Origin of the sequence: Amycolatopsis sp. AA4, assembly GCF_002796545.1 — a bacterium.
Classification (GTDB): domain Bacteria; phylum Actinomycetota; class Actinomycetes; order Mycobacteriales; family Pseudonocardiaceae; genus Amycolatopsis.
The window spans coordinates 3,184,891-3,206,822 of sequence record NZ_CP024894.1 but is presented as its reverse complement, the minus strand read 5'-3'; the positions used below and the strand labels follow the sequence as shown (position 1 = coordinate 3,206,822).

Annotated in this window: 22 protein-coding genes and 1 riboswitch; of the genes, 12 read left to right on the top strand and 10 right to left on the bottom strand. The window is 70.7% G+C overall.

Annotation, left to right across the window (positions count from 1 at the left end):
* The first annotated feature begins 33 nt into the window (after window positions 1-33).
* The 4 genes from CU254_RS15190 (at window position 34) to CU254_RS15175 (ending at window position 2,663) form a co-directional block, all read left to right on the top strand.
* Window positions 34-1,023, top strand: coding sequence for an AraC family transcriptional regulator (locus tag CU254_RS15190; protein WP_037713735.1), 990 nt, complete (start codon window positions 34-36; stop codon window positions 1,021-1,023).
* Window positions 1,024-1,090: 67 nt separating this feature from the next.
* Window positions 1,091-1,516, top strand: a complete 426-nt coding sequence (locus CU254_RS15185) for a nuclear transport factor 2 family protein (RefSeq protein WP_037713734.1) — start codon at window positions 1,091-1,093, stop codon at window positions 1,514-1,516.
* Window positions 1,513-2,250, top strand: a complete 738-nt coding sequence (locus CU254_RS15180) for an alpha/beta fold hydrolase (RefSeq protein ID WP_050788190.1) — start codon at window positions 1,513-1,515, stop codon at window positions 2,248-2,250. The genes CU254_RS15185 and CU254_RS15180 overlap by 4 nt, the downstream gene beginning before the upstream one ends.
* A gap of 143 nt (window positions 2,251-2,393) precedes the next feature.
* Entirely contained in the window at window positions 2,394-2,663 is a 270-nt protein-coding gene (locus tag CU254_RS15175; protein WP_009077115.1) for a DUF1918 domain-containing protein, read from the top strand.
* A gap of 71 nt (window positions 2,664-2,734) precedes the next feature.
* On the opposite strand, the gene CU254_RS15170 is transcribed toward CU254_RS15175, so the two are convergent.
* Together CU254_RS15170 and CU254_RS15165 are read right to left on the bottom strand one after the other, a co-directional pair.
* Entirely contained in the window at window positions 2,735-5,116 is a 2,382-nt protein-coding gene (locus CU254_RS15170) for an HAD-IC family P-type ATPase (RefSeq protein ID WP_037713731.1), read from the bottom strand.
* Window positions 5,117-5,228: 112 nt separating this feature from the next.
* A complete protein-coding gene (locus tag CU254_RS15165; RefSeq protein ID WP_009077111.1) occupies window positions 5,229-5,429 on the bottom strand; it encodes a hypothetical protein in 201 nt (66 codons plus the stop codon).
* Between the two features lie 197 nt (window positions 5,430-5,626).
* Between CU254_RS15165 and CU254_RS15160 the strand changes: the two genes are divergently transcribed.
* On the top strand, window positions 5,627-6,157 hold the full coding sequence (locus CU254_RS15160) for a DUF3558 domain-containing protein (RefSeq protein ID WP_037713728.1): 531 nt from the start codon (window positions 5,627-5,629) through the stop codon (window positions 6,155-6,157).
* 4 nt (window positions 6,158-6,161) lie between these two features.
* On the opposite strand, the gene CU254_RS15155 is transcribed toward CU254_RS15160, so the two are convergent.
* From CU254_RS15155 to CU254_RS15145, 3 genes are read right to left on the bottom strand one after another with little or no spacing between them, the layout of a single operon-like run.
* The gene (locus tag CU254_RS15155; RefSeq protein WP_100266793.1) at window positions 6,162-6,827 is read right to left on the bottom strand and encodes a (2Fe-2S)-binding protein; all 666 of its coding nucleotides are present in this window, start codon (window positions 6,825-6,827) and stop codon (window positions 6,162-6,164) included.
* Window positions 6,824-7,663, bottom strand: a complete 840-nt coding sequence (locus CU254_RS15150; protein WP_009077105.1) for a CbtA family protein — start codon at window positions 7,661-7,663, stop codon at window positions 6,824-6,826. Before CU254_RS15150 ends, CU254_RS15155 begins: the two co-directional genes overlap by 4 nt.
* 25 nt (window positions 7,664-7,688) lie before the next feature.
* Complete coding sequence (locus CU254_RS15145; protein WP_009077103.1) at window positions 7,689-7,898, bottom strand: CbtB-domain containing protein; 210 nt, start codon at window positions 7,896-7,898, stop codon at window positions 7,689-7,691.
* Between the two features lie 56 nt (window positions 7,899-7,954).
* A riboswitch (cobalamin riboswitch) is annotated at window positions 7,955-8,010 on the bottom strand.
* A gap of 294 nt (window positions 8,011-8,304) precedes the next feature.
* On the opposite strand from CU254_RS15145, the gene CU254_RS15140 reads away from it, so the two are divergent.
* Together CU254_RS15140 and CU254_RS15135 are read left to right on the top strand one after the other, a co-directional pair.
* The gene (locus CU254_RS15140; RefSeq protein WP_037713726.1) at window positions 8,305-9,933 is read left to right on the top strand and encodes a GMC family oxidoreductase; all 1,629 of its coding nucleotides are present in this window, start codon (window positions 8,305-8,307) and stop codon (window positions 9,931-9,933) included.
* 13 nt (window positions 9,934-9,946) lie between these two features.
* On the top strand, window positions 9,947-11,521 hold the full coding sequence (locus CU254_RS15135) for a succinic semialdehyde dehydrogenase (RefSeq protein WP_009077098.1): 1,575 nt from the start codon (window positions 9,947-9,949) through the stop codon (window positions 11,519-11,521).
* Here CU254_RS15135 and CU254_RS15130 read toward each other — a convergent pair.
* Window positions 11,508-12,170, bottom strand: coding sequence for a TetR/AcrR family transcriptional regulator (locus CU254_RS15130; RefSeq protein WP_009077097.1), 663 nt, complete (start codon window positions 12,168-12,170; stop codon window positions 11,508-11,510). The two genes, CU254_RS15135 and CU254_RS15130, sit on opposite strands and share 14 nt — an antisense overlap.
* Before the next feature lie 84 nt (window positions 12,171-12,254).
* Between CU254_RS15130 and CU254_RS15125 the strand changes: the two genes are divergently transcribed.
* Window positions 12,255-13,754 (top strand): long-chain fatty acid--CoA ligase, encoded by a 1,500-nt coding sequence (locus CU254_RS15125; RefSeq protein ID WP_009077095.1) that lies wholly within the window; start codon window positions 12,255-12,257, stop codon window positions 13,752-13,754.
* A gap of 33 nt (window positions 13,755-13,787) precedes the next feature.
* Here the strand turns inward: CU254_RS15125 and CU254_RS15120 are convergent, their stop codons facing one another.
* The gene (locus CU254_RS15120) at window positions 13,788-15,572 is read right to left on the bottom strand and encodes a gamma-glutamyltransferase family protein (protein WP_009077093.1); all 1,785 of its coding nucleotides are present in this window, start codon (window positions 15,570-15,572) and stop codon (window positions 13,788-13,790) included.
* A gap of 72 nt (window positions 15,573-15,644) precedes the next feature.
* Here CU254_RS15120 and CU254_RS15115 point away from each other — a divergent pair, with 72 nt between their 5' ends.
* Window positions 15,645-16,538 (top strand): LysR family transcriptional regulator, encoded by an 894-nt coding sequence (locus tag CU254_RS15115; protein WP_009077091.1) that lies wholly within the window; start codon window positions 15,645-15,647, stop codon window positions 16,536-16,538.
* Window positions 16,539-16,623: 85 nt separating this feature from the next.
* Here the strand turns inward: CU254_RS15115 and CU254_RS15110 are convergent, their stop codons facing one another.
* Window positions 16,624-17,895: a YbiU family protein gene (locus CU254_RS15110; RefSeq protein WP_037713724.1), complete on the bottom strand. Its 1,272-nt coding sequence runs from the start codon at window positions 17,893-17,895 to the stop codon at window positions 16,624-16,626.
* Window positions 17,896-17,996: 101 nt separating this feature from the next.
* On the opposite strand from CU254_RS15110, the gene CU254_RS15105 reads away from it, so the two are divergent.
* The 3 genes from CU254_RS15105 (at window position 17,997) to CU254_RS15095 (ending at window position 19,883) form a co-directional block, all read left to right on the top strand.
* Window positions 17,997-19,085 (top strand): ROK family transcriptional regulator, encoded by a 1,089-nt coding sequence (locus CU254_RS15105; RefSeq protein WP_037713722.1) that lies wholly within the window; start codon window positions 17,997-17,999, stop codon window positions 19,083-19,085.
* Between the two features lie 67 nt (window positions 19,086-19,152).
* A complete protein-coding gene (locus CU254_RS15100) occupies window positions 19,153-19,470 on the top strand; it encodes a helix-turn-helix transcriptional regulator (protein WP_009077084.1) in 318 nt (105 codons plus the stop codon).
* Complete coding sequence (locus CU254_RS15095; protein WP_009077082.1) at window positions 19,467-19,883, top strand: SRPBCC domain-containing protein; 417 nt, start codon at window positions 19,467-19,469, stop codon at window positions 19,881-19,883. Before CU254_RS15100 ends, CU254_RS15095 begins: the two co-directional genes overlap by 4 nt.
* A 5-nt stretch (window positions 19,884-19,888) precedes the next feature.
* On the opposite strand, the gene CU254_RS15090 is transcribed toward CU254_RS15095, so the two are convergent.
* Together CU254_RS15090 and CU254_RS15085 are read right to left on the bottom strand one after the other, a co-directional pair.
* Window positions 19,889-20,530, bottom strand: coding sequence for a class I SAM-dependent methyltransferase (locus tag CU254_RS15090; protein WP_009077081.1), 642 nt, complete (start codon window positions 20,528-20,530; stop codon window positions 19,889-19,891).
* A gap of 1 nt (window position 20,531) precedes the next feature.
* Complete coding sequence (locus CU254_RS15085; RefSeq protein WP_037713720.1) at window positions 20,532-21,929, bottom strand: FAD-dependent monooxygenase; 1,398 nt, start codon at window positions 21,927-21,929, stop codon at window positions 20,532-20,534.
* Window positions 21,930-21,932 lie beyond the last annotated feature (3 nt).

The window sequence follows — 21,932 nt, the reverse complement described above, 5'->3', positions numbered from 1 at the left end:
GCGCTTCGCCCGCAACCGACGTACGCTCCCCGGATGAACCGTGTCGCCGGGATCGCCGAGCTCGTGCGGATGCGCGGGCAACGGATCGTGAGCGCCGCCGACGACGTCGACCAGGTCGTCGGCGCGTGCAGTTCCGCACTGCGCCCGCATACGTTGCGGGTCCGCGACCGGTTGTCCGCGCGGCTCGACCACCTCGCCGCCGGTTCGGTTTCGGTGAACCGGCTGCGGTACGGCGCGGCCGTGCGCATCTCGGAACTGGCGCCCGAACAGGACGAGTTCCTGCTTTCGCTGCCGGTGGCCGGCCGGGCACGGTTCGCCTACGGCACCGCGAGCGCGGTGCTGCGACCGGGGACGGCGTCGGTGGTGAGCCCGTACCGCGCGTTCCAGCTCGATTTCGACGACGAGTTCGAGCAGGTCGTGCTCCGCCTCGACCGGCCGCTGGTCGAGCGGACCGCGGCGCTGCTCGCCGGGCGGCCCGGTCCGGTCGCGGTGCAGTTCGACCTTCGGGCGGACACCGTCTCCCCCGGCGTGCTGGCGCTGGTCGAAGCGGCGATCCACCTGTCCGCCGAGGGTGCGCGGCCCGGTCATCTCGAGGCGCTGCTGGCCGAGACGCTGCTGCTCGGCCACCCGAACACCCTCAGCGAAACCCTTGCCGCCGACGGGAAACCACCGTCTTCAGCACGCGTGCGGCGCGCGATGGACTACCTGCGGGCACATCTGGCGGAGTCGTTTTCGATGGCCGAAGTGGCGCGGCACTGCGGGGTGTCGCTGCGCAGCCTGCAGATCGGCTTCCGCCGCGAAACCGGCCGGACTCTCAGCGAATGGCTCCGCGAACAGCGTCTCGACCGGGCCCGCGCGCTGCTCGCCGCCGCGGATCCCGCCAGCACCACGGTGACCGCGACCGCGATCGCTTGCGGCTTCGTGCATCTCGGCGATTTCGCCGCCCAGTTCAAACGACGGTTCGGCGAATCGCCGTCGGCGGTGCTGCGCGAAACCGACGACGGCGGTTCGCGCAGGCGATAGTCCCGGCGCGGCGGGCTGCGCAGACTCTGCGCAACGCAAGTCCGCACCGGCAAAGGAGATCGCCGTCATGCCACTATCCACTGAGGACAAGCTCGCGATCGTCGAGCTTTCGAACGCCCAGATGCGCGCCCTCGACAACCACGACGTCGACGGGTGGCTCGACGCCTGGGTCCCGGACGGGCAGTTCATTTCCACCTACGGCACCTTTGCCGGCCGCGCCGAACGCGCCGAGTTCATCAAGGGCCACATCGCCGCGGGCAAGGAGGACGGTGCCCGCCACCTGCTGACCAACTACGTCGTCACCGGCGACGCCGACCGCGCCGCCGTCGCCTGCCTGGTCGCCAAACTGCAGGTCGACGCGCCGCCGTTCGTCATCGCCACCGGGGTCTACCAGGACGTGGTGGTCCGCACCGCCGACGGCTGGCGTTTCGAATCCCGCCGCCTGGACATCGACCGCGGCGTCTTCGCCCGCGCCGAGGCGGCCGCCCGATGACGGACCTGGCCGCCGAACGGTGGGGAGAATCCGGCCCGCCGATCGTCATGGTCCACGGCAGCCTGAGTTCGGCCGCCGCCGCGTTCGGCGAGCAGAAGGCGCTCGCCGACCGGTTCCGGATCGTCGCGCCGTACCGCCGGGGCTACCAGCCGAGCCCGCCGACCAGCCGGATCGACCCGGACCGCGACGCCGCCGACGTAGCCGAACTCCTCTGCGACGGCGCGCATCTGCTCGGCACGTCGATGGGCGGGGTGGTGGCGATGCGGGCCGCCGCGCTCGCGCCGGACAAGGTCTGGTCGCTCACCGTGGTCGAGCCGCCTGCCCTGCCGAACGGCTCCGGCCGTCCCGCCGCCGACCGGCTCGCTGCTGCCCTCCGCGACTACTGGGCGGATGCCGGGGACAGCGACCCGGCGACGTTCGTGGCCGGGTTCCTGCGGGTGCTGAACGTCGACCTGCCGCTGCCGTCGCCGCTTTCGCCGCCGTTGCGGGAGGCCGCCCGCAACCTGAGGACGGAACGGCCGTGGGAAACGGGAGTCCCGGCGGAGGCGCTGGCCCGCACGTCGTTCCCGAAGCTGGTGGTGACCGGAGGCGGTACTCCGGGATTCGAGGACGTCGCCGACGCGCTGGCGGAAACGCTGTCCGCCAAGCGGGTGCTGTTCCCCGGCAGTCCGCACGCCGTGCAGCGGATCGGGCAGCGGTTCAACGACGAGTTCCTGGCTCATCTGGGCGGCTGAGGCGAGGGAGGGCCTGCGCGGCCCTCCCTCGCTCCCCCGAACCTGAAAGCCGTCGCCCGCACCTGATCGGACGACCCCGAGGTTTCGCGTCCGGCGCGGCGAGGTATCGCGTCGGACGAGGAGCATCCGCAAGAGGAGGAACCATGCACGCACAGCGCGGAGACTGGCTGGTCGTGAAGGGAATCCACGTGGACGTGCCGGAGCACCGGGGCCGCATCGTGGCCGTGGGCTCGCCGGACGGCGCCCCGCCGTTCACGGTCCGCTGGCTCGGAGCGGACCACGATTCGACGGTCTTCCCGGGCCCGGACGCGATCGTGCTGACCGACGACGAACTGGCCGCCCAGGACCAGCAGGCCCGGGAACGGGTCGAGGGGCTGGGAGCGTTGCAGCACCATCTCCCGACTGACGCGTAACAGTCAGCGCGCACTGCAGAGTCCGCGCGACCGACGCGCGCGCGGACGCTTCGGCGTGCCCTGCCGACTTCTCAGCCGCGCTGCGTCCCGATCCGGTTCCCGATCCACCGCCCGATCTCGATCAGCACCACGCCAGCCGCGGCGCAGCACACCGCCGTCAGCGTGTAGCGGGCGTTGCTCGGGTCCAGCTGGAAGATCTCCCGCGTCCACGGCAGCAGGAACATCAGCGCCGAAACCACCGCCATCGTCGCGACCAGCGCGGCCTTCCACCAGGTGTAGGGCCGCGCGACGACGGCCAGCACCCACAGCGCGAGCGCCATCAGCGTCATCAGCGCGGTGGTGCTCGCCTGGACCTGTTCGGCGTCGGTGGTCGCGTTGCCGGGGTGGACCAGGATGTAGGCGACGAACGACGCGGCCCCGATCACCACCCCGGCCGGGACCGCCATGCGCAGCACGCGGCCGACGAATCCCGAGCGGGCGCGATCGTTGTTGGGGGCCAGCGACAGCACGAACGCGGGCAGGCCGATGGTGAACCAGCCGACGATCGTCACGTGCCGCGGCAGGAACGGGTACGGCATCGCGTCCAGGCCGATCAGCCCGGGCACGCCGACGATCAGCGCCAGCAGCACCGAGTACACGGTCTTGGTGAGGAACAGGTTCGCGACGCGTTCGATGTTGCCGATCACCCGGCGGCCCTCGCCGACGACGTGCGGCAGGGTCGCGAAAGCGTTGTCCAGCAACACGATTTGCGCGACCGACCGGGTCGCCGGGCTGCCCGCGCCCATCGCGACGCCGACGTCGGCGTCCTTCAGCGCGAGGACGTCGTTGACGCCGTCGCCGGTCATCGCGACCGTGTGCCCGCGTGCCTGCAGCGCGGCGACCATCGCCCGTTTCTGCGCGGGCGTCGCGCGGCCGAACACGGCGGTGCCTTCGAGCTGGTCGGCAAGCTTGCCGGGATCCTCGGACAGCGTCCGCGCGTCGACCGGGGCCTCGCCGCCGGGCAGGGCCAGCGCGCGGGCCACGCCGCCGACCGACACCGCGTTGTCGCCCGAAATCAGTTTCACCGCGACGCCTTGCGCGGCGAAGTAGTCCAGGGTCTCGCGGGCGTCGCCGCGGATCTTCTGCTCCAGCACGGCCAGCGCCACCGGCGTGACCTTGCCCGGTCCGTCCGGCGCGTCGACCGCGTTCGCGGCCCGGCCGAGCAGCAGCACTCGCAGGCCCTGCGCGCCGATCCGCTCCGCTTCCGCGCGCTCCTCCGATTCGGCGGGCAACAGCACGTCCGGCGCGCCGAGCACCCAGTCGCCGTGCTCGCCGAACGCCGCGCCGCTCCACTTGCGCGCCGACGAGAACGGCACCACCGCGGTCGGCGTCCAGTCCGGCGCATCCGGGCAGCCCTCGGCGATCGCGGCCAGGCTGGCGTTCGGCCGCGGGTCGGCGGCGGCGAGCGCGGCCAGCACGGTCTCCGGGGCCTCGCCCGCGTCGTGCAGCCGCCGCAGCTCGGACAGCCGCATCGTGTTCTCGGTGAGCGTGCCGGTCTTGTCCGCGCAGACGACGTCCACGCGGGCCAGGCCCTCGATCGCGGGCAGTTCGTTGACCAGGCACTGCCGCCGGCCCAGCCGGATCACGCCGACCGCGAACGCGACCGACGTCAGCAGGATCAGGCCCTCCGGGACCATCGGGACGAGCGCCGCGACCATCCCGCGCAGCGCGGCGGGCAGCTCCTGCGAACCGGAAAGCTGGTTGTAGATCGACAGCGCGCCGGCCGGGATCAGCAGGTAGGTGATGACCTTGAGGATCTTGTTGATCCCGTTCCGCAGCTCCGAATCGACCAGCGTGAACCGGCCCGCCTCCTCGGCCAGCTTCGCCGCGTACGCCTCCGAGCCGACCTTCGTCGCCCGGTACGCGCCGTTGCCGGCCACCACGAAACTGCCGGACATGATCTCGTCGCCCGCGCGCTTCACCACCGGGTCCGATTCGCCGGTGAGCAGCGATTCGTCGACCTCGAGCGCGTCCGCGGACAGCACCTCGCCGTCGACCACCACCTGGTCGCCCGCGCCGATCTCGATCACGTCGTCGGCCACGACCTCCTCCGGGGCCAGCTCGGCGCTGGTCCCGTCGCGGCGCACGCGCGGGCGCACCTGGCCGACGATCGCGAGCCGGTCCAGCGTCCGCTTGGCGCGCAGCTCCTGCACGATGCCGACCACGCTGTTCGCCACGATCACCCCGGCGAACAGGCCGTCCAGCAGGTAGCCGGTGGAGAAGATGATGACCGCGAGCACCGCGAAGATCGCGTTGATCCGCGTGAAGACGTTCGACCGGACGATCTCCCACGCGCTGCGGCTCGTGCGCGAGGGCACGTCGTTGGTCCGTCCCGCGGCGACCCGCTCGGCCACCTCGGCCGCGGTCAGCCCGCGCGTGCTGTCCTGCGTGAGCAGGCCCTCGTCCCCTGACATGGGGTCGACCTTACGCAATTTCCGGGCAAACCCGTCACGCCGCCGCCCCTGCCGGGTCCGCCCGTTCGGGTGACCCTGGGCAGGCCGGCGGCCAAGACGGGGCGGGCGGGGGTCAGCTCAGCCACTGCTTCGGCGGCGGGTAGACGTACCGCGCGATGGTCGTGCTCGCCCAGCCGATGCAGAAGCCGCCGAAGACCGGCAGCACGACCCGCACCTCGTGCCCGCCGCGAAGCAGGCCGAGGAGCAGGAAGACCAGCCCCCAGGCGACGAGCAGCCCGGCGCTGTAGGTCCAGTAGGTGCGATACCTGCGCATGGCGACCTCCCGATGCTCTTGTTCCCGAGTGTTCCTCGCGCAGATCTCGTTTGCAGGTTCACCGCGAGATTTTCGGTATTCGAGCGGCTAAACCGGTCTTTTGCCGCCTTTCCGCCGGAAACCGAGAGCACCGGAATACGGCTATGCTCAATTCCGTGGTGCCGGAAACAATTGCGCCTTCACGCGGCGGCCGTCGGGTGGGACTGTTGCTCGCGCTCGTCCTCGCCGCCGCGGGCTGCTCGTCCGCGCCGTCGCCTCCGCCGCGCCTGTCGCCGCCGCTCCCCGACGCCCCGCTCGACCTCACGCAGTTCACGGCCAAACCCTGCGACCTGATGACCCACGACCAGCTGGTCACCTTCTTCGTCAGCGACAAGGGAACGACCGCTCCGGCCGCCGGGAAAACCGTCTGCACCTGGATTCCCCACGACACGAAGGCGCTGACTTACACCGCGTCGGTCGACACCGCCTCCGGCGGGCTCGAAGCCCTCTATCGCCACCGCGCCGCGATTCCCGGCTTCGCGCCGACCTTCGTGCACAGCTACCCCGGGATCCACCGCGACAACCGCGACGGCCAGTGCACCGTCGAAACCGGCGTCGCCGACGACACGCTGCTCAACGTCACCGTCACGGCCACCGACCCCAAGCTGGACGCCTACAGCGACCCTTGTTACGAGGCCGACCGGTTCGCCGGAATCATGATCGCTTATCAGGCCAATCGAGCGCCCTGACCGTTCAGACCAGCACGCAATCCCCGCATTTCGGGCCGTCGCGATCCGGCGTCGCGCGATAGAACAGACAGCAGCTGCGGCGGCGGAACCGCCCGTTTTCCCGAGTCGCGGTACCGGCCAATTCCGGCAATTCCTCCAGTGCGGCGACGATCCCGGCGACCCGGTCAGTCCACTCCGGACGCTCGGAACGCAACACCGTCAGCGCGCCGTTCAGCGCCGACGCCACGTTCCCCCGCCGGACGTTGCGCGCCAGCGAGAACTGCGCCATCGCCGTGTCCAACCGCGCCAACGGCCCGCGCAACACCCGCGCGGCGAACGCACTGACCACATCGGACTCAACCGGCGGATTTTCCTCCAGGGACAACGGAAACGCGCCGCCCAGCTTCGGCTGCCACCACGCCGTCGCGTAGTCCGGCACCGCTCCCGCGCCGACGGCGAGGCCCAGCGCGGGCGAAATGATCCGCGCCGCCAGCCCGAGATGCGCGATCGACGCCGCGACCCGCGGTTCCACGAAATCGCCGCCCAGCACGGCCCGGTTGTGCGCGACGCGTTCGCGCAGCACCGGGCCGTCGTCCAGGACCTCGGACAGAAGACGCCACGGCTCGGCTGGTTCCCCGGCCGCATGCGTGTCGACGGCGAAGAACGGGCCCAGTCCGGTCAGCGGATTCACGCCTCGACGGTAACCGCGCGCCCGCGGTCCAGCACGCGTTCGGCGAGCGGGCCGAACACGAGCGCGATGGTCCCCCACAGGATGACCTGCGCCAGCACCGAGTACAGCCGGAATCCGACGAGCGTGTCGGCTGGGAAGCCCGGGTACACGATCCGGCCGTCGGGGCCCTTGAGCGGCAGCGGGGTTTCGCTGGTCTGCGGGCCGTACTCGGCGACGTTGGCGGCCAGCGAACCGAGCGACGGAAGCAGCGCCATCAGCAGCGCGGACAGCACGACGAACCCGGCGCCGGCGACGAGCGTCGCGTTCCAGTTGCCCAGCTTCGGCGCGAGCCGTTTGCCCGCGACGACGGCCGCGACCAGGAAGAGCACCGACCCGACGACCATGGTCAGGTACAGCCCGGTGCGCGCGCCTATGGTGGCCTCGTGCCCGATCGCCGGCGGGTTGGCCGGGTACTTCAGGAACGGCACGAGGTACAGCGTCAGGAAGCCGGCCCCGGCCACGAGCACCGCCAGCACCCGTGCCCGGATCCGGCCGACGCGGCCCAGCAGCACGGTGTAGGTCACCGCGAACAGCAGGCCCATCGCGACCCCGAAGAGCACCATGCCGAGCCCGATGCCGAGGTTGCCTTGCACGGCTCGGCTGAAAATCTCGTGGCCCTCGTGCTCGCTCGGCATCCCGGCGGCCTTGTCGAGCGCCATCTGCGCCTCGTCGCGGCCGGATTCGTAGTCGATGGCCGCCTGGGTCAGCGGTTCGGCGAAGATCCGGGCGAAGACGAACGCCAGCGCTCCGCCCAGCGCTCCGGCGAGGAGGCCGCGCAGAATCAGCTTGTTCTGCATTGTCCAGTTGTCCGTTCCGGGCGCGTCAGTGGCAGGGGAAGCCGAGGAAATGCCGCGCGTCGTGGACGAACTCGTGCACGTGCGTGTCGCTGCCGAAGATCGAGACCGCGCCCTGGTCGACGCCGATGAAGTAGTACAGCAGCAGCGCGCCGACAATGGTGGCGCCGAGCAGCAAAGCGGCTTTCGACACGGGCAGAACGACCGGGGTGGACCGGTCGGCCGGAATGGTGGCCATGGCTCTCCTTCGGGATGACGCGTCCCTTGCGGGTGGACCTGACGACGGCTCCTCGACCTGACTCGCCCGGGATGGGCACACAGTGGCGCGACCGTGCCGGAATCTCACCGGCTTCGGGAAGCCGTCGCGCGAGCAGCACGGTACGGCGGTGTCCGGCCGGTCGTCAATCGCCCGAGCGTCCGGGGTGTCCGCTATCGCCTGGTTCGCGCGGCCGGTGTGCGCGGGGTCGCACCGAACGGAGCAAGGGCGCTCACGCCGGGTCGCGGCAGCGCCGCGACCGGGCGTGAGCGGATCCGGCGTCGCCTCCCCGCCGCGAGCGAGGCGTTGCGCGTCCAGCGGGAAAGCTATACCGTGCCTGAACTAGAACAGGTTACAGTTTCGGCGGGGCGCGGGACTAGGAGCGGACATGGCAGCCAGGGTGGCCCGGAGCAACGAAGCCGACTACGTGGTCGTCGGGTCGGGCAGCTCGGGGGCTGCCGTCGCCGGGCGGCTCGCGGAGTCCGGGGCCAGCGTGATCGTGCTCGAAGCGGGCAAGAGCGACGAGCAGCTGCTGTTGCGCAAGCCGGGGTTGGTCGCGCCTCTGCACGCGGTGCCCCAGCTGAAGAAAATGAGCGACTGGGGGTTCTACTCGGTCCCGCAGAAACATGTTCTCGATCGACGCCTGCCGGTGCCGCGCGGGAAGGTGCTCGGCGGCTCCAGTTCGGTCAACGGGATGGTCTACGTCCGCGGCAACCGGGCGAATTTCGACTCCTGGGCGGCCGAGGGCAACACCGGCTGGGACGCCGACAGCGTCAACGCCGCGTACAAGCGCATGGAGGACTTCGAGGACGGCGAGAACGCCTTCCGCGGCGCGGGCGGGCCGATCAAGATCACCCGCAACAAGATCCCGCAGGAAGGCACGCTGCAGTTCCTCGACGCGACGGCCGACGCGATCGGCTGCGACATCATCGACGACTACAACGGCGCATCGCAGGAGGGCGTCAGCCGGATGCAGCAGAACGCTGCCGACGGCCTCCGCTACAGCGCCTCGCGCGGCTACCTGCACCACCTCGCTCCCCGGACGCTCGAGGTCCAGTCCCGCGTGTTCGTGCGGAAGGTCGTGATCGAGAACGGCCGCGCGACCGGCGTCGAGGTGACCGACGCCAACGGCAAGCGCCGCACGGTCCGGGCGGGCAAGGAGGTCATCCTCTCCGCCGGGTTCGTCGGGTCGCCGCAGCTGCTGATGCTCTCCGGGATCGGGCACGCCGAGCATCTCAAGGAGCACGGCATCGACGTGCTCGCCGATCTGCCGGTCGGCGACAACCTGCACGACCACATGTTCCACGCGCTGACGTTCCAGGTGTCGTCGTGCAAGAACAAGGGCACCGCGCCGTATTTCGCCCGCGGGATGGCCCGCGAGCTGCTCAAGCCGGGGTCGACGTTCCTGGCGAACTCGGTGTTCGAGGCGCTCGCGTTCCTCAAGACGTCGCAGGCCTCGGACGTGCCGGACCTGCAACTGCACCTGCTGCCGTGGGCGTACGTGTCGCCGAACCAGGACGCGCCGGTCCGGCACCCGGTCGACAAGCGGCCGGCCCTGACCGTGCTCGCCACGCTGATCTACCCGAAGAGCCGCGGCACGATCCGGCTCGCGTCCGCCGATCCGGCCGCCGCCCCGCTCATCGACCCGCAGTACCTCTCCGACCCGGCCGACCTCGAAGTGCTCGGCGAGGGATCCGAGATGGTGCGCGAGATCTTCGCGTCGAAGGCGTTCAAGGGCTCGGTCAACGAGGAGATCCACCCGGGGCGGCACCTGCGCGGCCAGGAACTGCGCGACGCGATCCTCAACCGCGCGACGTCGGTGTACCACGGCGTCGGCACCTGCCGGATGGGCGTGGACGACCTGGCCGTCGTCGGCCCCGACCTCAAGGTGCGCGGCGTGGACGGGCTGCGGGTCTGCGACGCCTCGATCATGCCGTCGATCACCGGCGGCAACACCAACGCGCCCTGCATCATGATCGGCGAAATGGGCGCGCAGCTGGTCCTTTCCGGCAACTGACGGGAGCGGAAGCATGACCCTCACCCCGGTCCGGCCCACCCGCCCGGCCACGGCGACCGACGACTTCCTCCGCGGGCTCGTCGCGCGCGTGCCGGGCTCGGGCGGGGCGGTGTGGCCGCTCACCGAGGTCTACACCGGCGACGTCCTCGTGGACCTGCCGCAGTCGACGCCGTCGGACATCGAGCAGGCCTTCGCGACCGCGCGGGCGGCGCAGGCGAAATGGGCCGCGACGCCGCTCAAGCAACGGCTCGCGGTGTTCCGCCGGGCGCATTCGCTGTTCATCGACCGCGCCCGGACGATCGCCGACCTGATCCAGGTCGAAAGCGGCAAGAACCGGCGGATGGCGATCGAGGAAACGTGCGATCCGCCGATGATCATGAGCCACTATCTGCGCCGGGCACCCAAACTGCTGGCTCCGACGCGGCGCGGCGGTCCGGTGCCCCTGGTTTCTTCGTCGACCGAGATCCGGGTGCCCAAGGGGGTCGTCGGGATCATCGCGCCGTGGAATTTCCCCTTCGCCACCGGCATTTCGGACGCCGTTCCGGCGTTAATGGCGGGCAATGCGGTGGTCTTGAAGCCGGACAACAAAACCGCGTTGTCACCGCTGTACGGCGTGCAACTGCTGGAAGCGGCCGGACTGCCGAAGGGCTTGTTCCAGGTCGTGTGCGGCGAGGGCCCGGACGTCGGCCCGACACTGATCGACCAGGCCGACTACGTGATGTTCACCGGCTCCACCGCCACCGGGAAGGTGATCGGCGAACGGGCGGGCCGGAACCTGATCGGCTGCTGTCTCGAACTCGGCGGCAAGAACCCGATGATCGTGCTCCCGGACGCCGATTTCGCCGAGGTGGTCCCGGGCGCGGTCTTCGGCGCGTTCGGCAACACCGGGCAGATCTGCATGCACATCGAGCGGATCTACCTGCCGGAGTCGCGCTACGAAGAATTCAAGGAAGCCTTTGTCGCCAAGGCTTCTTCGCTCGACGTGCGGGCGGCTTACGATTTCGGCCCGGAAATGGGTTCGCTGGTCTCGGTGGACCACCTGCACCGGGTCAAGTCCCATGTGGACGATGCGGTCGAGAAGGGAGCCACCGTGCTGTGCGGCGGGCGGCCCCGGCCGGATCTGGGCCCGGCGTTCTTCGAGCCGACCATTCTGGAAGGCGTCACGAAGGACATGCTGTGCGGGGTCACCGAAACGTTCGGCCCGGTGGTCGCCTTGCATCGCTACCGGACCGTGGACGAGGCCGTCGAACTGGCGAACGACACCGACTACGGACTGAACGCTTCGGTGTGGGGCAAAGACCTCCGCGCGGCTTGCGCCGTAGCCGCACGACTGGAGACGGGCAACGTCAACGTCAACGACAGCCTGGCGACCGCGTACGCCGCCAAGGGAACCCCGTCCGGCGGCGTGAAGACGTCCGGAGTGGGCGCTCGCCACGGGGATCAGGGGCTGTTGAAGTACACCGACGTGCAGAACCTGGCGGTGCTGAAGAAACCGGTGATGAGCCCGCGCCCAGGACAGAAGTACGAGAAGTACGTGGAAGGGATGCTGTCCGGGCTGAAGATGATGCGACGGCTCAGGATCCGGTAGTGTCCGCAATGGACTGTCGGACAACCTGAGCCACCTTTCCGTCCACTTCGGTCAATCCGCTGAGCCGGGTGCGGCGCGTCAACAGCCCGCCTAGGACCAGATCGACCAGCTGCGCGCCCACCTGCTCCGCCGACACCGGACCGGCCGGGTCGAACCACGTCCACGCCCACTGCGCCGAGCCGAAGATCAGCAGGCTCTGCACTTCGACGTCGCACGAACGAAATTCCCCCGACGCGATCCCCTCGGACAACGTCGCCCGCACCAGATCGAGGTATTCCGCACGCATCCGGCGCCCCTCGGCCATCGCCTCGTGGTCGGCGAGCCGGACGACCTCGCGCTGAAACGCGACGGTCGCCTCCCGGTCCACCACTTGATAGAGCACGAACGCGTAGAGCAGCCCGGCCAGCCGCTGCGTCGGCGTCGCGAGGCGGTCACGGATCAGCTTGGCCTCCGCGAGCCGCCGGCGCATGTACGACTCGTGCAGCGCGGCGAGCAGCCGGTCCTTGGTGCCGAAGTGGTGCACGATGGTGCCCTTGGACATTCCCAGCTCTCCGGCGATGTCGGAGAAGTTCGTGGCGTCGTACCCGCGCTCGGCGACGCAACGGGTGAACGTCGCCAGGATCTCGCCGGCCCGGCCTTTCGGTGGCATCGGACCACTGTAACCGAGAGTTTGACCGCTGACCGTCCGTACGGTTACCTTCGTCGTGGTCCCCGGCGACGAAGGAGTCTCGGCATGGCATCGAGCTTGGCGCAGTGGGTTGCCCGGCGCGGCACCGTCACGCCCGAATCGGTCGCGCTCGTGGCCGCGGAGACCGGCGAGCGGATCACGTACGCCGACCTTGAACGCCGGGTCGCGCGCCGGGCGGCCACGCTGCGGGAACTGGGCGTCCGCAAGGGCGACCGGGTGGCGTTGCTGGGCTTGAATTCCACCGGATACCTCGAAACGCTCTTCGCGGCGGCCTGGCTCGGCGCGATCACGCTGCCGATCAATTTCCGGCTCACCGCACCCGAAATCGAATACCTCCTCGACGACGCCCGGCCGGCGGTCGTCGTGCACGACGACACCTTCGCCGCGCTGGCGAAGGCGGCTTCCGGCACCCGGACGCTGGTCAACATCGGCGAACTCGGCCGGACCGAGGACCGCGTCGAACCCGAACCGACCGGAGCGGACGAGGTCGCGGTGCTGATGTACACCTCCGGCACCACCGGCCGGCCCAAGGGAGCCATGCTCACCCACGGCAACCTGGAGGCGAACGCGATCAACGTGCTCACCTCCGGGGAAGGCATCCTGCCCTCGGACGTCACGCTCACCGTGGCCCCGCTCTTCCACATCGGCGGGCTGGCGCTGTTCACGCTGCCGTTGCTGTACGCGGGCGGCACCGTCGTGGTCGCGGGCAAATTCGATCCGCAAGAGACACTCGCGCTGCTCCAGCGGGAAAAGATCACCGTCCATTTCATGGTGCCCGCGATGTGGGCGGCGATGACGCAGGTCCCGGACTTCGATTCCTACGACCTGTCGCGGCTGCGCTATCTGTTGTGCGGCGGCGCGCCCTGCCCGCTGCCGGTGATCGAGTTCTACGAGGGCAAGGGACTGACCTTTGTGGAGGGTTTCGGGATGACCGAGCTCTCCCCCGCCGCGCTGGTGCTGGAATCGGCGTTCGTGCGCTCGCGCGCCGGGTCCGTCGGGCGGCCGTTCCTGCACGTCGAGGCCCGGATCGTGGACGAACGCGACGACGACGTGCCCGCCGGGACGGTCGGCGAACTCGTGCTGCGCGGCCCGAACGTCTTCGCCGGGTACTGGGGCCTGCCCGAAGCGAGCGCCGAAACGATGCGCGGCGGCTGGTTCCATTCCGGCGACCTGGCCCGCCGCGACGCCGACGGTTTCGTGACTTTGGTGGACCGCAAGAAAGACATGATCATTTCCGGCGGCGAGAACGTCTATCCGATCGAGGTCGAACAGGTGCTGCACCGGCATCCGGACATCGCCGACGTCGCGGTGATCGGCGCGCCGGATCCGCAGTGGGGCGAAACCGTGGTGGCGGTGGTCGTGCCCGCCGCCGGCTCTCTCGACGGGGACGCGGTGATCGCTTACTGCCGGGAACGGATCGCCGCGTTCAAATGCCCCCGCCGGGTCGAGATCGTGGACGAGCTTCCGCGCAACGCGACGGGGAAACTGCTCAAACGCGAACTTCGGGCCCGGTACACGAGTTCCGCGGAATCGGTCTCCCGGTAGGCCGGGAGTTTCCCCGCGCGGCACGGCACCGGGTCACCGTCCCGCGGCGTACCCCTGCGCGCCCCGCGAATTCGCCGCCGCCGAAAGCACCCCGGTCTCCGGATCCCGCGCCACCGCGCACAACCGGCCCTCCGACCACGGTTCCCCCACCGTCACGTCGTGGCCCCGGCTTTCCAGCGCGGCGATCGCCTCCGCGCCGATCCGCGATTCCACCGTCACGCTCCCCGCCGCCATGCCGCGCGGGTAGAACGAGCTCGGGAAGCTGTCGGTGTGCCAGTTCGGCGCGTCGATCGCACCCTGCAGGTCGAGCCCGCCGCGGACCTTCTCGCGCAGGGCCGTGCCGAGGAAGAAGTGGAAGTTCCACTGGTCCTGCTGGTCTCCGCCGGGGGTGCCGAACGCCATCACCGGCACGCCGTCGCGCAGCGCGAGCGACGGCGAAAGCGTGGTGCGCGGCCGTTTGCCCGGGGCGAGCGAGTTCGGCAGGCCCGGGTCCAGCCACGCCATCTGCAGCCGGGTGCCGAGCGGGAAACCCAGCTCCGGCACCACCGGGTTGGACTGCAGCCAGCCGCCGCTCGGGGTCGCGGCGATCATGTTGCCCCAGCGGTCGACGACGTCGAGATGGCACGTGTCGCCGCGGGTCAGGCCGTCCTTCGCGACGGTCGGCTCCCCCGCCCCGATCGCCGACGCGGTGACTCCGCCGCCCGCGACGTAATGCACGTGCCGGCTCAACCGAGGCGTGCGGCCTTCCGGGCTGCCCGGCCGCAGGTCGAAGGACGCGCGCTCGCCGATCAGCTTGCGCCGGGCGGCGGTGTACTCCGGGGAAAGCAGCGCCTCGACGGAGACTTCCGGGCTGTCGCCGTACCAGGCTTCCCGGTCGGCCATCGCGAGCTTCGTGCCCTCGATGAGCCGGTGGTAGTACTCCGGCGTTGCGTACTCCAACTCGTCCGGCAGGAGGGCCAGCTGCTGTAAGAAGGACGGACCTTGGCTCCACAGCCCGGCTTTCGCCACGGTCCAGCCGTTCCAGGTGTGGGTGACCGGGTCCTCGTAGGCCGCGCGGAACGCGGCGAGGTCGTCGGCGGTGAGGGTGCCCGCGTGCCGTTCGCCGGAAGAGTCCATGACCGGTTTCGCGGCGAAGGCGGCGAGCGCTTCGGCGACAAAGCCCTCGCGCCACGCCTTCCGCGCCGCCTCGATCTGCGCTTCCCGGCCGCTCCCGGCCGCCTCCGCCTCCGCGATCAGCCGCCGCCAGGTTTCGGCGAGCGCGGGATTCTTCAGCAGCCCACCGGGTTTCGGCGCGACCCCACCGGGCAGATACAGCTCGGCCGACGTGGTCCATTCGTTCTCGAACAGCTCGCGGACGGTCTCCACCGTCGCGCCGACGCGCTCGACCGCCGGGTGACCGTCGGCCGCGTAGTGAATGGCGTACTTGAGGACCTCGCGCAGCGATTTCGTGCCGTGGTCGTGCAGCAGGAGCAGCCACGCCTCGACCGCGCCGGGCACCGCGGCGGCGAGCGGGCCGGTGCCGGGCACGAGGTCCAGGCCGAGCGAGGTGTAGTGCTCGATCGTCGCCCCGGCCGGCGCGGGACCCTGCCCGCACAAGACCTTCGGCGCGCCGCCCGCCGGGGCGAGGATCATCGGCACCTCGCCGCCGGGGCCGTTGAGGTGCGGTTCGACGACGTGCAGCACGAACGCGCCGGCGACCGCCGCGTCGTAGGCGTTGCCGCCGTCCTCGAGCACCGCCATCGCGGCGGCCGAGGCGAGCCAGTGGGTGGACGAGACCATGCCGAAGGTGCCCTGCAGCGTCGGGCGCGTCTGGACCATGGGCCCTATCGTCGCGCGCGGGCGGGCGGTACGTCAAAGGCATCTGAGGCACCAGTCCGATAGCGTATCGCTATGGAACGCCGCCAGCTGGAGTACTTCGTCGCGATCGCCGAGCACGGCGGGTTCACGCACGCGGCGCGGGCTCTGCGGGTGGCGCAGCCGTCGTTGTCGCGAGCGATCGCGAAGCTGGAGCAGGATCTGGGCGTCGAGCTGTTCCATCGGGTCGGGCGCAACGCGGTGCTGTCGAACGCCGGCGAGCTTCTCGCCGAACGCGCCCGGCTGGTGCTGCGCGACCTCGACGCCCTGCGCGCCGCCGCGCGGCTGGCGGGCGACGGACCGGCCGGGCGGATCGACGTCGCGGCCACGTCGTCGTCCGCGCTGGAGCCGGTGATCAGCATCATCGCCGAGATGCGCACGCGGTATCCAGGCGTTCTGGTGAGCACGTCGGCGGCGTTGTCGGCGGCCGAGGTGGTCGCGATGGTGGTGCAGGGCCGGTGCGAGGCCGGGGTGTGCGGGAGCGCGGAACGTCCGGTCGGACCGGGCCTGGTCGCGCACCACCTGCGGGACGAGGAGCTGCTGCTGGTCGCCCCGCCCGGCACGGAAATCGGCTCGGGCGGGACCCTCGAGCGGGCCGAACTCAGCGGCATGCAGTTCGTGGTCACGACTTCGCCGACCGCGGTGCGCGGGTTCTTCGACCGGCTCGCGGCGAGCGTGCCGGACCTGTCGATCGCGGCCGAGGTGGGCGACCGGAGCGTCGTGCTGCCGATGGTGCTGCGCGGAATCGGCGCGAGCCTGATGCCGGACGGCTGGACGGATCTCGCCCGCCGGGCCGGCGCCGAGGTGCTCCGGTTCTCGCCGCCGGAGACGCTCCCGCAGTGGCTGATATATCGGTCCGGGCCGATCAGTGCGGCAACTCAGGCGTTTCTCGACATCGCCACCGGCGGGGCCGACCGCAGCGGCGCGTAAGGGCCGTCCCGGTGCGGCTCCCCGCCGGCACGCGGGACTTCCCTTTCGTACCAACAACTTTACCGGCCCACCCGCCAGACCACTGTCAGCCGATTCCGAGACCGCGCCGGCCGGTTTCGTTCAGCTGCGCGAGAGGGAACCGGTCCGGCCACGACCGTTCGTAATGCTCGGGCGGGAAGTCCGCCGGGCTGGAGCCGGACTCGAACGCCTCCCGCACCGCCCCGGCGTACGCCTCGTTGCGCGGGCACCACGGCGCGGCCGGGATGTACATGACGTTGCCCCAGCCCCGCTGGTCCTTGACCGGCGCGACGCTGTGGATGAGATCGCAGTGCCACCACACGGAATCCCCGGCCCGCACGTCCGGAATCCCGCTGGAAGCCCGCAGCAGCAAGGAATGCCACTTTTCGCTGGCCGGGAACACCTGGTTCACCGTGACGCCGCACATGTCGTCGTCGGGCACGTCGGCCAGCAGCGGGCGCAGCAGCAGATAGCCCATCGCCTCCGGGATCGGCACCGTGTGCAGCACGCCCTGGTCGTGCTCCATGTCCGACAGCGCGGTCCAGCCCTGGAAGGTGCGGAACACCGAACACATCGTCGAGCCTTCGAACTGCGGCCCGGCGGTGCGATGCGCGGCGTCCCACGGATCGTAGGACTCGACGGCGCCGTCGAACAGTTGCCGGAACGCCCGCTGGTACGCCTCGGTCATCCAGAGGTCGAGCGTGCCCGGGTCGAGATGGGTGCCGAGGCCGCCGGAATCCGCGCCCGGCGGGCGGCGGCGGATGCGGTCCGGGTACAGCGAATCCCGGCCGGGGTCGAACCACCGGACGCCGTCGGATTCGGAGCGCCACTGCGCGTTGAGGAACGCCTGCACGCGAGCCATCCGGTCGCTTTGCCGCGCCTCCATCTGCGGCGGCGACCAGTAGATCGGGTAGATCTCCGGCCGCGAGCCGACGGTGCCGAAGAAATCGTCGCCAGGACCGCGGTAGTGCTCGAAGAACCGGTTGCCCTCGACGTAGTCGACGATTCCCTGGTCCCAGGCCAGCGCCTGCTCGCGCGGGAAATGCCCGCGCACGACCAGGCACCCGCGCTTCCGCAGCCGGGCCAGGTCGTCTTCGGAGACCCGGCCCGCCTCGAGGTCGGCGTACTCCAGCACCGGCCAGATCTCCTCGCCGCGCGCTTTCGCCGCCTCGATCTCCTCGACCGCCGCGGCGACGCGGGCCTCGACGACCGCGAACACCTCTTCCACGGTGCGCCCGGACGCCTCGATCCGCGCCCGCAGCGCGGCTTTGGTCTCGCGAATCGCGGCCGGGAGGTCGTCCGGCGTGGTCTCCCAGTGCGGCAACGGGGGCAGCGGCATGGCACTCGCTCCATTCAGGAAGGGCTCCTTACTGAACCGACGGTAAGGCACCCGCGCCGATTCAGGCAACAGTCCTGACTAAATCGGCTAGACTCGCGCCGGTGACCCCGGCCAAGCCCTCCCTCGACCTGCTCCGGTCGCTGACCGACGAGCACGTCCTGCGGGCGCTGCTCGCCGAACGGCAGCTGACGCGCGCGCAAATCGCCGCCCGCACCGGCATTTCCAAGCCCGCGGTCGGCGACAGCGTCGCCCGGCTCGCCGAGGCCGGCCTGCTTCGCGACACCGGCGAACGCACCACCGGCCGCGGCCGCGTCGGCACCTATTACGCACTGGCCGACGACCTCGGCACGGCGCTGATGGTCAGCATCGCCCACGACGGCGCGGTCGCCGAAGCCGTCGACGTGTTCGGCGAGGTGCTCGCCCGGGACGTCGAAGACCTCGGCCGCCCGGTGCGCCCGCGGAAGGTCGCGCAGGCTTTGCGCAAGGCCGCCGCCCAGGTCGCGGACGAGGCCGGACCGCTCCGGCTCGCGGTCGTCAGCGCCGCCGATCCGGTCGACCGCGCGACCGGGAAGCTCGTCCACCTGCCCGATTCCCCGTTCCTGCTCGGGGAACTCTCGCCCGCCGACGTCCTCGCGCCGCTGGTGGCGGGCCCGGTCACGGTGGACAACGACGTCAACTGGGCCGCCCGCACCGAACGGGCGGCCGACGATTTCGCCTATCTGTTCCTCGGCGAAGGACTCGGCTGCGCGGTGGTCGCTGACGGCGAAGTGCGCCGGGGCCACGCGGGTTTCGCCGGGGAAATCGCGCACGTCCTCACCCGCGGCCCGGACGGCCGGGCGATGGCCTTCATCGACGTCTTCGCGGATCTCGGTGTCCGCCAACCGGATTCGACCACGATCGACGTCGCCGCCCTGCGAACCGCGCTCGCCTCCGACACCGTCCGCGCCACCCTCGCCGACGCGATCTGCGGCGTGCTCCTGGCTTTGGTGACCGTGTCCGACCCCGAACTCATCGTGCTGGGCGGCCCGTGGGGTCCTGACGTGCTCGACGCAGTGTCAGACCGTTTCGCGCGGCTCCCCCGCAACGTTCCCCTGCGCGCCCCGCACGCCACCGACTCCCCCGCCCTGACCGGCGCACGAGACGAAGCCGTGCGTGCGTTGCGGAGCGCCGTTCTGACGGTCAGCTCTTGACGGTCATCCTGATCCGCTCCAGCACCGCCGGTTGACATGTCGGGAACTTCCGACGTAACGTAGCGTCATGCCCGACGACGTCTTCCTCGCCCTCGCCAATCCCGTCCGGCGGCGGCTGCTGGAGATCCTCGCGGACGGCCCGTGCACGGCGGGCGACCTCGCGGCGCGGTTCGAGCTGAGCCGTCCGGCGGTCGCCGAGCATCTCAAGGTGCTGCGCGACGCCGCGCTGGTCCGCGACGAACCCGTGGGGCGGCAACGCTTCTACCACCTGGAAAGCGAACCGCTGGAGCAGGTCGGCGAATGGCTGCACCCGTTCGAACGGTTCTGGCGCGGCCGGCTGCGCAGCATGGCCGACCTGCTGGAAAACGAGGAGGAAACCCCGTGACGTACGCCCGGACCGGCAGTATCTCGGTCGACCAGTTCATCGCCGCCGCACCGGAAAAGGTCTGGCGCGCGCTCACCGATCCCGAGTTGCACGCGAAGTGGTGGGTGCCCGGCGACGTCGGCCCGGACGTCGGCCCGGACGTCGGCCACGAGTTCCACCTGGAAATGCCCGGATTCGGCTCGATCCCGTGCCGTGTCGTCGAATCCGAGCCGCCGGTGAAATTGGTCTACACCTTCAACGACAACTGGACCCTCGCCTGGACGCTGGTCGCCGAGGGCCAGGGCACCCGCCTCCTGCTGAACCACTCCGGCTTCGACCTCGACGACAAACGCCAGGCGGACGCGTGCGAGCGGATGGGCCCGGGCTGGCGCGACGGCGTGCTGCCGCGGCTGGCGAAGCTCGACCTCGGCTGAAGTCCTCAGGCTGGACGGCGAGCGTAAACGACCGCTTGCGGCACCTCGCTGTCCAGCTGCTCCACCCATTCCGCCTCGACGGTGAACCCGGCCTCGCGCAACCACTCCGACACTTGCGCGGGACGGCGGCGATAAACGTGCACCTGCATCGGATGCCCGCCGTAGCCCTGCGTCTTCAACCGGGCGACGGCACCGACGTGGAAGCCGATCGCGACCGGCGCTCCCGGCCGCAGCACGCGGTAAAACTGCGCGAGCGCCGTCGGCACCTCCTCGTCCGGGACATGAATCAGGGACCACCACGCCAGCAGACCGGCCACCGAAGCGTCGGGCAGCGGAAGGGCGGTCATCGAGCCGACCGCGAACCGCACCGCCGGGTGGTCTCGCCGGGCCACCTCGATCATGCCGGGCGAAAGGTCAAGGCCGAACGCTTGCAGGCCAAGGCCGTTCAGGTGCGCGGTGACGTGTCCGGTGCCGCAGCCGACGTCGGCCACCGGACCCGTTTCGCGCACCAGCGAGGCGAACAATCCCAGGGTCATCCGCAGCGAAGGGCTTCGGGCGATCGAGTCGCGCAACCGGTCGGCGTAGCTGGCGGCGACGGTGTCGTACGAGGTCCGGGTGTCGGTCAGCCAGGTCTGCACGACGGCCACGCTAGCCCACCGGCGCGCCGAACCACCGGCGAATCGCTGGCTCCGCCCCGTCCGGGTCGCCGGCCCACGCCACATATCCGTCCGGACGGACCAGCATCGGCTCGGTTCCCGTCTCGACGCGGTCGACCCGGTCCGCCCACCGCGCCGCGAGAGCGCCCAACTGCCTTTCGGGATCGACGAGAACACCGCGTCCGGCTCGCAGTCCCGGACCGAGGCCGGAGGCGGGAAGCCCCACCAGCGGATGGTCCTCGCTGCCCGGGACGGCGTAGCGGAAACCCATGCCGGACAGGAGGTCGTCCAGGAAGTACTGGACTTCCGGCAAGCGCACCAGATCCGCGAACAACGACCGGGCCGCGGCCGCGTCGGGACCGTCGTCCAGAAGCAGCGTCTGCGCTTGGACATTGCGCAGCACCGCCGCGCCGACCGGATGCCGTTCCGCGTGGTAGCTGTCGAGCAGGCCCTCGGGCGCGGTGCCGCGCACCGCCGCGGCGAGCTTCCAGCCGAGGTTCAGCGCGTCCTGGATTCCGGTGTTCATGCCTTGCGCGCCAAGGGGAAGATGCACGTGCGCGGCGTCGCCGGCGAGGAAAACGCGGCCGTGCCGGTACCGGACGGCCTGCAGCGCCGCGTTCGTGATCCGCCGCGCGTACCGGAGTTCGACCAGTTCCACCCGGTCGCCGAACACCGTCTTCAGCCCGGCGCGGATTTCGTCCTCGGTGACCGGCACGTCCCGTTCCCGCGACCAACCGGGTCCCCCGAACGTCAGACGGCGCAGCGGTCGTCCTTCGGAGTCGGCGCCCAGCGGGAACACCTGCGCGCGGTAACCCTCCGGGGTGATCGTGTGCATCGGAACCTCGGCGCTCAGCCGCACGTCGGCGGCCACCGTCGTCGCGGTCCCGGGACGCCCGGCGAACTCCGCGCCGAGCAGCTTTCGTACCGTGCTGCGCCCGCCGTCGGCCGCGACCAGGTACTGGGCCCGGACCACGACCCCGTTGGCGAAAGTCGCGGTGACGCCCTCCGCGTCCTGCTCCAGCCCGACCAGTTCGTGGTTCCGCCGGACGGGAACACCCTGCGCGGCAAGGTGTTTCTCCAGAAACCCTTCCAGCGCCACCTGCGGCAGCGACCGCCACGGGAACCGGTGCCGATCGCGGACCAGCGGCAGCAGATTGCCCGCGAAATGCGCGGTGGTGACCGGATAGTCGCCGGTGGCCAGCAACGGTTCGAGCAGGCCGCACTGGTCGAGCGCCTCCTGCGTACGGGACTGCAATCCTCCTGCTTTGGACAGCTCGCCGGCTCGCGGCAGCCGGTCCGCCAGCACGCAGGACACCCCGGCGAGCTGGAGTTCGTTCGCCATCGTCATCCCGGTCGGACCGGCTCCGACGACCAGCACCTCGGCAGTCATGGT

Excerpts from the sequence above, each read along its gene's own strand:
- CU254_RS15190 (WP_037713735.1), top strand. The coding sequence starts at position 34 with ATGAACCGTGTCGCCGGGATCGCCGAGCTCGTGCGGATGCGCGGGCAA.
- CU254_RS15185 (WP_037713734.1), top strand. The coding sequence starts at position 1,091 with ATGCCACTATCCACTGAGGACAAGCTCGCGATCGTCGAGCTTTCGAAC.
- CU254_RS15180 (WP_050788190.1), top strand. The coding sequence starts at position 1,513 with ATGACGGACCTGGCCGCCGAACGGTGGGGAGAATCCGGCCCGCCGATC.
- CU254_RS15175 (WP_009077115.1), top strand. The coding sequence starts at position 2,394 with ATGCACGCACAGCGCGGAGACTGGCTGGTCGTGAAGGGAATCCACGTG.
- CU254_RS15170 (WP_037713731.1), bottom strand. The coding sequence starts at position 5,116 with ATGTCAGGGGACGAGGGCCTGCTCACGCAGGACAGCACGCGCGGGCTG.
- CU254_RS15165 (WP_009077111.1), bottom strand. The coding sequence starts at position 5,429 with ATGCGCAGGTATCGCACCTACTGGACCTACAGCGCCGGGCTGCTCGTC.
- CU254_RS15150 (WP_009077105.1), bottom strand. The coding sequence starts at position 7,663 with ATGCAGAACAAGCTGATTCTGCGCGGCCTCCTCGCCGGAGCGCTGGGC.
- CU254_RS15145 (WP_009077103.1), bottom strand. The coding sequence starts at position 7,898 with ATGGCCACCATTCCGGCCGACCGGTCCACCCCGGTCGTTCTGCCCGTG.
- CU254_RS15140 (WP_037713726.1), top strand. The coding sequence starts at position 8,305 with ATGGCAGCCAGGGTGGCCCGGAGCAACGAAGCCGACTACGTGGTCGTC.
- CU254_RS15135 (WP_009077098.1), top strand. The coding sequence starts at position 9,947 with ATGACCCTCACCCCGGTCCGGCCCACCCGCCCGGCCACGGCGACCGAC.
- CU254_RS15130 (WP_009077097.1), bottom strand. The coding sequence starts at position 12,170 with ATGCCACCGAAAGGCCGGGCCGGCGAGATCCTGGCGACGTTCACCCGT.
- CU254_RS15125 (WP_009077095.1), top strand. The coding sequence starts at position 12,255 with ATGGCATCGAGCTTGGCGCAGTGGGTTGCCCGGCGCGGCACCGTCACG.
- CU254_RS15120 (WP_009077093.1), bottom strand. The coding sequence starts at position 15,572 with ATGGTCCAGACGCGCCCGACGCTGCAGGGCACCTTCGGCATGGTCTCG.
- CU254_RS15115 (WP_009077091.1), top strand. The coding sequence starts at position 15,645 with ATGGAACGCCGCCAGCTGGAGTACTTCGTCGCGATCGCCGAGCACGGC.
- CU254_RS15110 (WP_037713724.1), bottom strand. The coding sequence starts at position 17,895 with ATGCCGCTGCCCCCGTTGCCGCACTGGGAGACCACGCCGGACGACCTC.
- CU254_RS15100 (WP_009077084.1), top strand. The coding sequence starts at position 19,153 with ATGCCCGACGACGTCTTCCTCGCCCTCGCCAATCCCGTCCGGCGGCGG.
- CU254_RS15085 (WP_037713720.1), bottom strand. The coding sequence starts at position 21,929 with ATGACTGCCGAGGTGCTGGTCGTCGGAGCCGGTCCGACCGGGATGACG.